Genomic DNA, 12,720 nt, shown 5'->3' with positions numbered 1-12,720 from the left:
CACCCTCCGCCGCCCATTCGGTCGGGACCTCCCTCAAGGGAGGACTTCGTTTTTTTGGATCCAAATGCCTGCTCTTTGTCCTATCATCAATTTGTTGCCCTAAACTCCGACCTCCTCTGTCTCCTCCTTAACAAGGAGGAGGACCCATTATCAAACTTCACAACCATGAAGAAGTATCGAAATTATTAATGATCTCGAATAAGTCCTCTCCTTGCCCACGATTTATCGGGGCAGGCGAGGAGAGGATTTAGGTGAGGTCGAGGATTGGGCCCGCTAAGTTAGACCACCAACAAAAACCCAAAAGCTTCCTTGTTCTTTTGTACCGACAAAAGAACCAAAAGCTCCCGGCTACAAAAAAAAAGCTAAAGCTGACTCCATTCCGCTAAAATAAATCAATGCTCCATAACCGGGCTTGCCGGTAATTCACATGCCATGCGGTACCCCGAATGCTCGGGGTTTTTAAACGCGTCATTGCGTCAACTTCTTAACGCTCTTTTTTCTAAGGCCGAAGGAACATCCAGAAAAGAACGTTTAACATTTAACGAAGAGAGTCAAATCACAAATCGGTTATTCGGTCTATCGGTCCATCGCTATTCTGTTTTAGTTTATCGGCACCCATTATCAAGCTTCACAACTATGAAAAAGCATCGAAATTATGAATATTTCGAATAAGTCCTCTCCTTGCCCACGATTTATCGGGGCAGGCGAGGAGAGGATTTAGGTGAGGTCGGGGATTAGGGCTGGTAAGTTGGATCCACACCAAAAACTAATTATTGAATCAAAGGCAGGGTTTTGTAACTTTCGGCAAACAAAACCAATGGAGAACCCATGAAACGTATATTACCTCTCACAATACTATTAATTGCAATTTTTTCGGCTACTACCTTTGCTCAGTTTGAGATCGGTGCTTCTTATGAACTCCGGGACGAAGATCCTGAAAACGGATTTGGATTAAGAATTCAAAAAGGAATTTTTGAAAGTCTGCCAATTGTAAATCTTGGCCTTAGATTGCACGCCAGCTACTTCAGTGAAGAAAACAGCATTAGCGAAAACAATTTCTCTTATTCTCAGGATCTGACCCATTATGATATTGGTTTTGCCGCTATTGGTGGTATTTCACTTGGGCTGCTCGAACCTTATGTAGGTTTAGGTCTTGGAACTGAGAACTACGAACGTGCAATACAAGACGTTCAGAATGATCCTAACAATCTCGCTCCTGAAAGTGGAGACGAAAGCAGTTTATATTGGAATATGCTGGCAGGAGCAAAAGTTACGATCATTCCCATGTTAAGACCATTTGTGGAGTATCGTTATTCAGTTACTGAATTGGAGAAACCGGAATTAGATGATGTGAATTCTCAAACAGGAAGAATTATGTTTGGAGTATCAATAAGCTTTTAGTTTAAAAAAGTAGGAAAAAAGCGGGTATGAACTTCATATCCGCTTTTTTTGTATCAAATTGCACAAGTTAAGTGCTTTATAAAACGTTAATAATTACTTTTAAAGGGAGTAAAAACAGAACTAAGAATGAGTAGAGTTGCTTCTATAGATAAATATGACCTGAAGGGTTATAAATTAAAAAAAGCGCAGAGTGAAGATCTGAAGCAGCTGCTCGAGGTGTGTCGCGAACATATCCCGAATGCAGATGAAGAGGCGATCACTTCCGCATTCAAGCTTTGTTACCTTTCGCATGAAGACACAAATCGCGCTTCAGGCGAACCTTACTACTATCACCCGGTTGAAGTTGCCAAGATCGTAGCAAGTGAGATCAACATCGATGATGTTTCGGTTATTGCGTCCTTGCTGCACGATACGGTTGAAGATACCGATGTGAACTTAGACGATATCCGCTATTGGTTTGGGGAAGAAGTAGCCGTGATCATTGATGGCGTCACTAAAATAACGGGAGTTTTTAAAAGCCGCGACAGTAAGCAGGCTGAAGCTTTTATGAAGCTGTTGCTTACCATGGCTGAAGATATCCGGGTGGTATTGATCAAATTTGCCGACCGCTTGCACAATATGCGTACCATTCAGCATTTGAAACGCGAGAAACAGGTCAAGATCGCATCTGAAACCATGGACCTTTACGCGCCCCTTGCCCATCGTTTTGGACTGTTCCGTATTAAAAATGAACTGGAAGACCTTTGTTTTAAGGCCATCGATCCGACTTCTTTTAAATTTGTAGCACGGAAGCTCCGAGAAAAAAAGGAGGACAGGGAGGAGTTTATCAATGAGTTCATGGAGCCTATCAAAAATGAGTTAGGCAAAATGAAATTTAATTTTGAGATCAAAGGCCGCCCAAAACATATCTTCTCCATTTATCGCAAGATGCAGAGGCAGCAAAAGCCTTTTGAGGAAATATATGATCTGTTCGCGATTCGCATCATTCTTGAAGATCCTCATAACAAAGAAGATTGCTGGCGCGTGTATTCTATTATTACTGATTGGTACACACCGATTCCTGAGCGTTTCCGTGATTTTATTTCGGTTCCAAAGGCAAATGGATATCAGTCGCTGCATACCACAGTGATCACCAATAAGGGGCGTAAAGTGGAAGTTCAGATCCGCACCCGGCGTATGGATGATATTGCAGAGAAAGGCCTGGCCGCTCACTGGAAATACAAGGAAGGGGCACAGCAGGGCTCAGAAACACTCGATAAGTTTGTGAGCTGGGTCCGTGATATTTTGGATAATCCCCGCCCCGATGCTGCAACAGATTTTGTCAAGGATTTTCAGCTGAATTTATATAAAGATGAGATCTACGTTTTTACTCCTGATGGAGAGCTTTTGACATTACCCAGGGAAGCTACCCCCATTGATTTTGCTTTCGAGATCCACAGTGAGATCGGTGAACGAGCCATGGCCGCCAAAGTGAATGGTAAGATGGTGCCGCTGCGACAGAAATTGCACAATGGAGATCAGGTCGAGATCATCACAGGTAACAAGATCAATTTAAATCCTGACTGGATCGATGATGTGGTTACCCATAAGGCTAAATCACGTATACGCCAATTCATCAAGCAAAAGCAGCGTAAAGTTGCTGAAGATGGAAGGGAGATCTGGGATAAGAAAGCTAACAAAGGTAACATCGAGATCTCAGAGCAGGAGCTGAATAAATTTGCAAAACGGTTCAGCTATGAATCAACACTGGATATGTTCTTTGATATAGGCTCCGGTGTTTTTGAGGTAAGCAAGCTTTTTAAAGAGGTCAAAAAATTTAAAAGTACCGGGCGTTTTGAAGAGACCAATACTCCGGAAACCAAACATGTTTCTGAAGAGGAAATTCAGGATAAATATCTGAATGAAGCACGGTCGGCGGGAGATGGTAAATCACTTTATATCAATGGTGAATTAAGTAATATTAAATATTCTTACGCAAACTGCTGCAATCCTATTCCGGGGGATGATGTGATCGGATTTGTCAGCCGTACCGGGGATGTCAAGATACACCGGGCAATGTGTAATAACGCTCAACATCTTTTAAAGACAGAAACCGAGCGTATTGTGGATGTGAATTGGGCACGGAACATTGATACTAAATTCCTGGGAGCTATCAAGGTTATTGGCGGCGACCGTGTGGGAATGATCAATGATATCACGGATATTCTTTCAAAATCGTTGGAAACAAATATGAAAAGTATTAATGTAAGTAGTGATAGCGGCATGTTTGAAGGTATTATCACTTTATACGTTGATGGTATCGGACATTTGAACCGGATCATGAAAAGGCTTGAAAAGATAGAGGGAGTTAAGAACGTATTACGATACGAGTGAAAATCTAATATATATAGTAGATTTTTTATAAACTTATCTTTACAATGTTGAGTATATATTCGCTTTAGGTGAAAAACCCTAAGTACAAATGAGATGCGAATAATTGGAAGGACAAAAATAACAATGCCAACTTAAGAGACTGGCACAAAAAAATGAATAAAACTATGATGACTTACACAAAACGAGATGTTGTACGTAGGGTTGCAGAATCTATGGATGAACCCATGATTCAGGCAGAACCGTGGGTTGACGCGGTAATCGTTGCTTTAAGGGAAATTATGATGTCGGCTGACACTGAGTGTCGTATCGAGATCCGTGATTTTGGCGTTTTTGAAGTGAAAGAAACCAAAGCGAAACCCAAAGCACGTAATCCAAAAACAAATGAAGTGATCTACGTGCCTGCGCACCGTAAAACCCACTTCAAACCAAGTAAATTAATGAAGAAATTTCTTCGTCAACCATTGGAAGACGTAAAGAAGAAATAAATTAAAGTTTAGTTATTTGCAGGAATATGCACGCCTGATAGGCATCGACGTTGGAAAAAAAAGAGTGGGGATCGCACAGACCGATCTCCTTAAAACTATTGCAACCCCGGTGGGAACCTTTTCACCGGAAAAAGTTTTTTCTGAACTCAAGGCTATCACGGAGCAGGCTCCTGTAGAAAAATTTGTGGTTGGCTGGCCTCTTTCTCTTAGCGGAGAAGAGGGCTCGGCTACACAGATGGTTGATGATTTTATAAAAAAACTGAGCCAATCTTTTCCAAATATTGAAATAGCTAAAGTTGATGAGCGCTACACTTCAACACAAGCTCTCAGCCTGATGGTTGAAGCCGGAATCCCGAAAAAAAAGAGAAAAGAGAAAGGAAGAGTAGACAGGATCGCAGCCGCCATTATTTTACAAAACTATTTAGATTCGAATACATAATTAAATCATGCCTATACTACCTATTGTAACGTATAATGACCCTGTTTTACTTAAAAAAGCAGAAGAAATAGAAGAAGACAGCCCGGAATTGCAAACCCTCATAGACAATATGCTGGAGACCATGTACAATGCCGATGGCGTTGGTTTGGCAGCTCCCCAGATCGGGCGGTCCATGAAACTATTTGTAATGGATACAGATGCGATGATCGAGGATGGAGAAGTGCCTTATGGCCCGATGGTCTTTATAAATCCATTGATCCTGGAGAAAAGAGGAGATAAAATACCTTTGGAAGAAGGATGCCTGAGTATCCCGGAAGTAAATGATAAAGTTTTTCGTCCTGAAACTGTGATCATAGAGTTTTTTGACCGGGATTTCAATAAACACAGGCTCGAAGCAGGCGGATGGACCTCAAGAGTTATTCAACATGAGTATGACCATCTGGAAGGGATCCTGTTTTTGGACTACCTGAGTACTTTCAAGAAAAGATTGCATAAGAAAGAGCTTGAAGAGATTAATTCAGGAAACAAGAAAGTTAAATATCCGATAGTGCCTAAAAAGGAAGAGTAGCTGTTATGAATATTGTATTTATGGGGTCTCCTGAATTTGCGATTCCAAGTTTAGAGGAAATCCACCGTTCCGGGCATACCATAAAAGCAGTAGTCAGTAATGTTGACAAACGCCGCGGCAGAGGCTCTAAAACCTCTCCGACTCCTGTTAAGGCTAAAGCTTTGGAACTGGGGTTGCCGGTAATAGAAGTTGAAGACCTGAACTCTCCTGATTTTACCGGTCAGCTTGAAAAGCTGAAAGCCGACCTTTTTGTAGTTGTGGCTTTCAGGATATTACCAAAGAAAGTGTTACAGATTCCTAAAATAGGTTCGGTTAATTTACATGCATCTTTGTTGCCGAAATATCGGGGGGCAGCCCCAATTCACCGGGCAATTATAAATGGTGAAAAGGAAACCGGTTGTACGGTTTTTTTCCTGAATGAAAAAGTTGATACAGGGAATATCCTTATTCAGGAAAAGACAGCTATCGGTGAAAATGAAACGACCGGAGAACTTTACGAGCGGTTAAAAGATATGGGGGCTACTGTATTGGTAAGGGCTATTCAAAAGATCGAATCTGAAGATTATAAGCTCATTCCTCAAAATGACGAATTGGCAACACCTGCCCCAAAATTATTCCGGGATGACTGCCATATCGATTTTAACCAACCGGCACAGGATGTTCATAATAAAATTCGTGGTTTAAGTCCTTTCCCAACAGCCTGGGCAGATTGGAAGGGAGAAAAATTCAATATGTATAGATCTACATTGGGGAAAGGTATAAAAGCAAAACCGGGTGAGTTGACGGAGAGAGAGGACAAGCTTTTGGTTGGATGTAAGGATGGAACGGTAGAATTACTTGAAGTTCAGCTCCCCGGGACAAAAAGGATGAGCGGTGAGGAGTTTATCCGAGGCTACGATGCGGAAGGTTTTTTGGAGTAAGTTGCTTTTCCAACGGCCAAGGCTCCTAAGTTAGAATTAAATACCCTCATCAGATTTAGTATCTTATTTTAAATATTTAGAGAACGAGTGAACTTATTTTAAATAATTTTTCTGAAAGAATTAGTTTGAGATATACGTTCCGTTTTTTATCATCACGGCAACAAAAACGGTAAAAATTAACTGCATTATGGATCAACCAGCAATTATTGAAGCGGCTAAAACCGGCAATTTAGAAGAAATAAAGAAGCTCCTTAAAGGAAAATCTGATATCAATGAAACCAATAAGAGTGGTGCATCTGCTTTAATAGTGGCAACGGAAAAGAACCATCCTGATGTAGTGAAGTTTTTGGTTGAAGAGGGAGCCGACCTGAATATAGAGACAAAAATGGGGGGAACGGCTTTAAACAGAGCTGCTGAAAATGCTAATGCTGAGCTGCTGAAGTTCTTTTTGAATAAAGGTGCTAAGATCGGAGACCTGGCACTGATAGCAGCTGCTAGAGTTGGAAATCTTGAAGCCGTTAAATTATTGGTGGAAGCGGGAGCCAATGTGGATGCACAGCAACGCTGGGGCCACACCGCTTTAATGCTTGCTGCAAAAGCAGGTAATACAGATGTAGTTAAATATTTGATAGAAAACGGCGCTAATGTAAAGCTTCGGGATAAGAACGGAGATACCGCCATGATGATAGCCATGGATAATGAGCAGGAAGATATTGCACTGATCTTACGAAGGGCAGGAGCTAAGGCTGAAGTAAAACCCAAGAAGGATGTTGCACCTGTAACGGAGGATGAGGATGAAGATGATGATCTGGATGATACTCCCGATGTTGATGAGCTGGTTGCAGATGACGATGACGCCCCTGATGATGTAGATCTGGATGAATAAAAATATTTCAGCAGGAGTTACTTTGTACTTCTGAATGAAATAACTTCCCGAAAAGAATTAGAATAAAAAAGCCCGAACTCAGATGAGTCCGGGCTTTTTTTGTTTAAGATGTGATATAGAATATTACTTATCAGCAAATTCAAATTTCTGCAGATTGTAATCTACTCCATCCGTTGGGCGGAGGGTGGTAGATTTTGGCTCTAAGAAATATTTAAGATAATCACGTCCGCCGGCTTTGGCATCAGTTCCGCTTAGCTTGAAACCACCGAAGGGCTGTGCTCCAACAAGAGCTCCTGTGCACTTACGATTGATGTAGAGGTTGCCGACACGGTATTCACGAAGAGCTTTGTCGATCTTTTTAGGATCTTTGGAGAAATAAGCTCCGGTTAGTCCGTAATCAACACCATTGGCTATACGTAAGAGGTCGTCCGTGTCTTTACCTTTAATGAATGCTGTAACCGGGCCAAAGATCTCTTCCTGGGCAATTCGGTCATTCTCATCAATATCAGCAAACACGGTTGGCTCAATATAATGGCCTTCGTTTTTGGTTTCAGCACGCTTACCGCCGGCCATCAAACGTCCTTCTTTTTTTCCGATCTCAATATAGCTCATGATCTTATCTACGGCTTTTTGATTGATCACAGGTCCTGAAATGTGGTTTTCTTTGGAATTACCAATAGAAAGGGCTTTGGTTTTTTTCGTTACTTTCTCAAGCAGCTCGTCATAAATTTTTTCGTGAGCGATCACACGAGAACCTGCTGAGCATTTCTGTCCCTGAAAACCAAAAGCACCTTTGACGATCTCAGTTGATGCAACTTCAAGGTCGGCATCTTCATCTACAACAGTAGCATTTTTACCACCGAGCTCACATACAAGTCGTTTCAGGAATTTCTGATCTTCGGGTACTTCCGCTGCAATTTTGGAAAGGTGAAGTCCAACAGCTTTTGATCCGGTAAAGGATATAAAGCGAGTTTTTGGATGTTTAGCAAGATTTTCTCCTACCTCAATATCACCGCCGGTTACAAAATTAAAAACTCCGGCAGGCAGTCCTGCTTCGTCTAAGATCTCTGCAAAAAGTTGTCCCATTTTGGGAGTATCAGGAGCGGGTTTGGCAACAACGGTATTTCCAACAGCGATCGGTGCGATCGCCATTCCTACAAAGATGGCAAATGGGAAATTCCATGGTGATATAGAAACACCGGCACCAATAGGCATGTAGATGGTTCGGTTGTGATCACCCCAGGTTTCCTCAAGAACATCCATTCCGTCAGCAATACGAAGAGCTTCATGAGCGTAATAATCGATAAAGTCGATGGCCTCACAGGTGTCCGCATCAGCTTCCAGGTAGTTTTTCCCTGCTTCACTGATCATCCAGGCATTGATCTCAAGTCTGCGTCGGCGTACTATGTCGGCTGCTTTAAAAAGATATTCAGCTCTTTTTTGGGCAGATACATGTTGCCAGCTTTCAAAAGCATCCCAGGCTTTATCCAAAGCATCGAAAGCTTGTTCCTTACTGGCCATTTGGAAAGTACCAATGGTTTCATCCAGGTTTGATGGGTTCTTGCTTTCGAAAGTTCCGGCATCTCCTTTCACGAATTCACCGTTTATGTAAAGGTCATATTCTTTGCCAAAATTAGATCGAACTTCTTCAAGGGCTTGTTTTTGGGCTTTGTCATTTGTGGGATCTGAAAAATCCAGGTAAGTTTCGTTTTTAAACTTTTCTAAAGTTTGGTCAGGCATTTTCTCTGTTTTTGAATGAAAAATATTTTAAATAGATACTCCAAAGATACGCAGAAAAGCACTCCCATTTCAAAGGTTCTGTGAGTGCTATTCTTATAAAGCCTGGAATATTGAATATCGGGCTTTATAGTGGTAGCTTTGGATAATTCATAAGAACTTTATAGATACTTATTACATTGTACTAAATGTATTATAAGCGTTAAAAATTCAATCAAAAACAGGATTAGAAATGGCAAAAATTAAAGTGGGAATCAATGGGTTTGGCCGCATAGGTAGAATGGTGACCCGTTCAATTCTGGCAAATCATAAGGATAATATTGAAATTGTTGGGGTAAACGATCTTACCGATACCAAAACTTTGGCTCACCTTTTTAAATATGACTCTGCACAGGGTACCTATCCCGGTGATGTCAGTGTTGACGGAAATAAGCTGACCATCGATGGAATGAGTTTTGAAGTAAGTGCTGAGCGTGATCCCGCTAACTTGAAATGGGGTGATTTGGGTGCAGAAGTTGTAGTTGAATCGACCGGATTCTTCCGTGATTCAGCAAGTGCCGGCAAACATATTAAAGCCGGAGCCAAGAAAGTGATCATCTCTGCACCAGCTTCAGGTGACGATATCCAAACTATCGTATTAGGTGTGAATGACGAAAAGATCAATAAAGACGTTGAGATCTATTCCAATGCAAGTTGTACCACAAATTGCCTGGCACCAATGGCAAAAGTACTTGATGATACATTCGGACTGGAAAAAGGCTTCATGACCACTATTCACTCTTATACAGGTGATCAGGCTTTAGTAGACGGGCCACATAAAGACCTTCGGAGAGCACGTGCTGCAGCAGTAAATATCGTGCCCACAACAACAGGTGCTGCTAAAGCTGTAGGACTTGTACTTCCACACCTGGACGGCAAACTTGATGGTAATGCTGTTCGCGTTCCTACTGTAACAGGGTCATTGACTGATTTTGTGGCTGTCGTGAAAAAAGAAACTACTGAAAAAGAAGTAAATGCAGCTTTTAAAGCAGCTGCAGAAGGTCCAATGAAAGGGATACTTGAATATTCTGAAGTTGAGTTGGTTTCAACAGATATTATTGGAAATCCTCACTCAAATATCTTCGATAGTCAAATGACAACAGTGGATGGCAAGTTGGTTAAAATAATCGGCTGGTATGATAACGAAGCAGGTTATTCTGCACGTACTGCTGATCTGATTACTCAAATTGTCTGATTTGGCATATACTTCTTAGAATAAGATCTGACTCCTGTTCTCTATTGAGGGCAGGAGTTTTTTATATCTGTTAACTTGTAAAACTGCCCTGAACTCCTCACATTTCACAACACCCAAGAATAAAAAAAGGATGCAATGAAACAGGCACTATTTTTACTATCGGCACTTATAGTTCTATCTATTTCCGGATGTGTTCAGCAGGTTGAAGAAGATGAACCGGCAGAAATAGAATATGATTTTGAAATCTCGGATACAGAGACTCATGCACGCTGGAGCAGCACTATTGAACCCGTTCTTACCGTTCCGTCTGGTTCAGTTATAAAAGTAGCGACCCAGGAGGCATCTGCAAACCAACTGGATATTAACTCTACGGTAGAAGATCTGGGAACCCTTAGTTTTGATCCCATTCATCCTTTAACAGGCCCTGTATTTGTTGAGGGAGCTGAACCCGGAGATATTCTTAAAGTAACCCTTCACAAAGTTGAAATGGGGGATTGGGGATGGACTGCCATTATTCCCGGTTTTGGATTCCTGGCTGATGAATTTGAAGAACCCTATCTGAAGACATTTGAACTGGGTAAAGACCGAAAAACAGCGAAGTTTTCAGAAGATATTGAGATTCCACTCAAGCCATTCCCTGGAGTAATGGGAGTAGCTCCTGATACAGATGAAATGCTTTCAACCATTCCTCCACGGGCAAACGGAGGTAATATGGATGATCCGAATATGACGGAAGGTTCTGTGATCTACTTCCCCGTTTTTGTGGAAGGGGCATTATTCTCAATTGGAGACACTCATGCAGCACAGGGGCATGGAGAAGTTTGCGGGACTGCCATTGAAGCTCCCATGAATATTATTTATGAAGTAGAAGTGATAAAAGACGGAAGGGCTATTACTGAACCTCAATATGAAACTGAAGAATACTATGCAGTAACCGCCTTTGCTGAAACCATTGATGAAGCAGCTAAAAAAGCCACAAGATTTATGATCGATTACCTTGAAGAAGAAAAGGGAATGAGTCGTGAAGATGCCTATGCTTTATGTTCTTTGGCCGGCGATCTTAAAATTGCTGAAGTGGTGGATGTTCCACATATGCTGGTAAGCATGCATATGCCAAAAGATATTTTTACAGATGAATAACATATATAATTCAATCCATTAAAATAAATATGAAGAAGTTATCTATCCTTTTTGCAGCCTTTTTATTCACTATAGCAGGCTGTACGTCTCCGGAACAAAGTTCAGTTACTGTTTTAGATACTGATCAGCTCATTGAAGACCTCAAAGTTTTAGCCTCAGATGAATTCGAAGGCCGTAGAACCGGTACAGAGGGTAATCGGAAGGCCCGGGAATTTCTGGTTCAGCGTTTTGAGGAGGAAGGTGCAACCCCTTTTCAGGGATCGTTTACCCATGAGTTTGAATTTTCAGGGAGTGATGGAGAAACGATGACCGGAGTTAATGTAGTAGGGGAGATTGCCGGTAAAACTGATTCGGTGATCGTAATTACTGCCCACTATGACCATTTGGGTATTCGGGATAGTTTGATATATAACGGTGCAGATGATGACGCTTCAGGAACCGCAGCTTTACTTGCCTATATCGACTATTTCAGTCGTGAACAGCCGGAACATACCCTGGTATTTGCAGCATTTGATGCCGAGGAAATGGGCTTACGCGGCGCACGAGAGTTTGTGGAGGATTCTGTATTCCTTGATAAAGTTGTTATGAATATCAATCTGGATATGATAAGTAATAATGATAAAAATGAGCTTTATGCCAGTGGCACTTATCATCATCCTGAATTGAAGCCGGTTCTTGAAGGTATTGAAACCGGAGAGATCAGCTTGTTATTTGGCCATGACCGCCCCGATCAAGGGTACGATGACTGGACCAATGCCTCCGATCACGCTGCATTTCATGCAAAAGGAAAGCGATTTATCTACTTTGGAGTGGAAGATCATGAGCATTACCATCAGCATACGGATGAGTTTGAAACGATTCCACAAACCTTTTATAAAAATTCTGCTGAAGTGATACTGAATGCTATTTTAGCATTTGATGCAATGTAAGTGTAGGGTGGGTTAGAACTTACGGAGATAACTGGTGCATTCTTTGCACTCTTTGCCATCTTTACGGGCGTCTTCTTCTTTCTCAAAACCTTGACTGGAAAAAGCTTCAATATCACCTTTTTTATTAACTCTTCTCCATCTCCATTCGCCTTTAACGTCTTGGTATAACTCACATTTAGCCATAGGTATCTATTTGATTTATTGGTATTTAATATCCCTGTAACTTAATGATTATGTAGCGATAGCGCAACGGCAACGCATAACATTTAAATAATTTCGTAGTCGTAAGAAATCTCCGATCCTTTTTCCAAAGCTTTTGAAACAGAGCAGTACTTGGTAATGGAAAGCTCAAGTGCCCTTTCAACTTTTTTACGATCCAGCTCTCCGGATAAAGTGAAATGCATATGTATGGTTTTGTATTCAGAATAACCGGCTTTCAGTTTTTGACGGTCGCCGTCTACTTCTACTTTTAAGTCTGTTAGCTTTTGTTTTTGTTTTTCAAGTATGGAAATAACATCAATAGCACTGCACCCACCAATACCGGCCAATAATAACTGCATGGGAGACAAACCTCCTTCTAGTCCGCCAATGTCATTATTTCCGTCAAT

At 41.4% G+C, this 12,720-nt stretch carries 13 protein-coding genes; 10 read left to right on the top strand and 3 right to left on the bottom strand.

Annotated features, from left to right (window positions below; translation table 11 throughout):
• The first annotated feature begins 828 nt into the window (after nucleotides 1–828).
• From VFM80_RS09535 to VFM80_RS09505, 7 genes are all read left to right on the top strand, one after another.
• The gene (locus tag VFM80_RS09535) at nucleotides 829–1,401 is read left to right on the top strand and encodes an outer membrane protein (RefSeq protein WP_395071600.1); all 573 of its coding nucleotides are present in this window, start codon (nucleotides 829–831) and stop codon (nucleotides 1,399–1,401) included.
• Nucleotides 1,402–1,527: 126 nt separating this feature from the next.
• Nucleotides 1,528–3,774, top strand: coding sequence for a RelA/SpoT family protein (locus VFM80_RS09530; RefSeq protein ID WP_395071599.1), 2,247 nt, complete (start codon nucleotides 1,528–1,530; stop codon nucleotides 3,772–3,774).
• Between the two features lie 152 nt (nucleotides 3,775–3,926).
• Entirely contained in the window at nucleotides 3,927–4,259 is a 333-nt protein-coding gene (locus tag VFM80_RS09525; protein WP_395071598.1) for an HU family DNA-binding protein, read from the top strand.
• A gap of 16 nt (nucleotides 4,260–4,275) precedes the next feature.
• Nucleotides 4,276–4,698, top strand: coding sequence for a Holliday junction resolvase RuvX (gene ruvX, locus VFM80_RS09520; protein WP_395071597.1), 423 nt, complete (start codon nucleotides 4,276–4,278; stop codon nucleotides 4,696–4,698).
• Nucleotides 4,699–4,705: 7 nt separating this feature from the next.
• Nucleotides 4,706–5,266, top strand: a complete 561-nt coding sequence (gene def, locus VFM80_RS09515) for a peptide deformylase (RefSeq protein ID WP_395071596.1) — start codon at nucleotides 4,706–4,708, stop codon at nucleotides 5,264–5,266.
• Nucleotides 5,267–5,271: 5 nt separating this feature from the next.
• Nucleotides 5,272–6,186: a methionyl-tRNA formyltransferase gene (fmt, locus tag VFM80_RS09510; RefSeq protein ID WP_395071595.1), complete on the top strand. Its 915-nt coding sequence runs from the start codon at nucleotides 5,272–5,274 to the stop codon at nucleotides 6,184–6,186.
• A gap of 187 nt (nucleotides 6,187–6,373) precedes the next feature.
• Nucleotides 6,374–7,072 carry an ankyrin repeat domain-containing protein gene (locus tag VFM80_RS09505; protein WP_395071594.1) on the top strand — a complete coding sequence of 233 codons (699 nt, stop codon included), beginning with the start codon at nucleotides 6,374–6,376 and terminating at the stop codon, nucleotides 7,070–7,072.
• A gap of 123 nt (nucleotides 7,073–7,195) precedes the next feature.
• Here VFM80_RS09505 and pruA read toward each other — a convergent pair whose 3' ends face one another.
• Nucleotides 7,196–8,812: an L-glutamate gamma-semialdehyde dehydrogenase gene (gene pruA, locus VFM80_RS09500; protein ID WP_395071593.1), complete on the bottom strand. Its 1,617-nt coding sequence runs from the start codon at nucleotides 8,810–8,812 to the stop codon at nucleotides 7,196–7,198.
• A 229-nt stretch (nucleotides 8,813–9,041) separates the two neighbouring features.
• Here pruA and gap point away from each other — a divergent pair, with 229 nt between their 5' ends.
• From gap to VFM80_RS09485, 3 genes are all read left to right on the top strand, one after another.
• Nucleotides 9,042–10,043, top strand: coding sequence for a type I glyceraldehyde-3-phosphate dehydrogenase (gene gap / locus VFM80_RS09495; protein WP_395071592.1), 1,002 nt, complete (start codon nucleotides 9,042–9,044; stop codon nucleotides 10,041–10,043).
• Between the two features lie 135 nt (nucleotides 10,044–10,178).
• Nucleotides 10,179–11,183 carry an acetamidase/formamidase family protein gene (locus VFM80_RS09490; RefSeq protein WP_395071591.1) on the top strand — a complete coding sequence of 335 codons (1,005 nt, stop codon included), beginning with the start codon at nucleotides 10,179–10,181 and terminating at the stop codon, nucleotides 11,181–11,183.
• Between the two features lie 29 nt (nucleotides 11,184–11,212).
• Entirely contained in the window at nucleotides 11,213–12,112 is a 900-nt protein-coding gene (locus tag VFM80_RS09485; RefSeq protein ID WP_395071590.1) for a M28 family peptidase, read from the top strand.
• Nucleotides 12,113–12,124: 12 nt separating this feature from the next.
• Here the strand turns inward: VFM80_RS09485 and VFM80_RS09480 are convergent, their stop codons facing one another.
• Entirely contained in the window at nucleotides 12,125–12,295 is a 171-nt protein-coding gene (locus tag VFM80_RS09480) for a hypothetical protein (RefSeq protein WP_395071589.1), read from the bottom strand.
• A gap of 83 nt (nucleotides 12,296–12,378) precedes the next feature.
• Nucleotides 12,379–12,720: OsmC family protein (locus tag VFM80_RS09475; RefSeq protein ID WP_395071588.1), on the bottom strand; the 342-nt coding region annotated here is incomplete at its 5' end.

The organism is Gracilimonas sp., from assembly GCF_035704785.1.
Classification (GTDB): domain Bacteria; phylum Bacteroidota; class Rhodothermia; order Balneolales; family Balneolaceae; genus Gracilimonas.
This window is presented reverse-complemented; position numbering and strand designations above follow the sequence as displayed.

Coding starts and splice junctions, on each gene's coding strand:
- VFM80_RS09535 (WP_395071600.1), top strand. CDS start 829: ATGAAACGTATATTACCTCTCACAATACTATTAATTGCAATTTTTTCG.
- VFM80_RS09530 (WP_395071599.1), top strand. CDS start 1,528: ATGAGTAGAGTTGCTTCTATAGATAAATATGACCTGAAGGGTTATAAA.
- VFM80_RS09525 (WP_395071598.1), top strand. CDS start 3,927: ATGAATAAAACTATGATGACTTACACAAAACGAGATGTTGTACGTAGG.
- def (WP_395071596.1), top strand. CDS start 4,706: ATGCCTATACTACCTATTGTAACGTATAATGACCCTGTTTTACTTAAA.
- fmt (WP_395071595.1), top strand. CDS start 5,272: ATGAATATTGTATTTATGGGGTCTCCTGAATTTGCGATTCCAAGTTTA.
- VFM80_RS09505 (WP_395071594.1), top strand. CDS start 6,374: ATGGATCAACCAGCAATTATTGAAGCGGCTAAAACCGGCAATTTAGAA.
- pruA (WP_395071593.1), bottom strand. CDS start 8,812: ATGCCTGACCAAACTTTAGAAAAGTTTAAAAACGAAACTTACCTGGAT.
- gap (WP_395071592.1), top strand. CDS start 9,042: ATGGCAAAAATTAAAGTGGGAATCAATGGGTTTGGCCGCATAGGTAGA.
- VFM80_RS09490 (WP_395071591.1), top strand. CDS start 10,179: ATGAAACAGGCACTATTTTTACTATCGGCACTTATAGTTCTATCTATT.
- VFM80_RS09485 (WP_395071590.1), top strand. CDS start 11,213: ATGAAGAAGTTATCTATCCTTTTTGCAGCCTTTTTATTCACTATAGCA.
- VFM80_RS09480 (WP_395071589.1), bottom strand. CDS start 12,295: ATGGCTAAATGTGAGTTATACCAAGACGTTAAAGGCGAATGGAGATGG.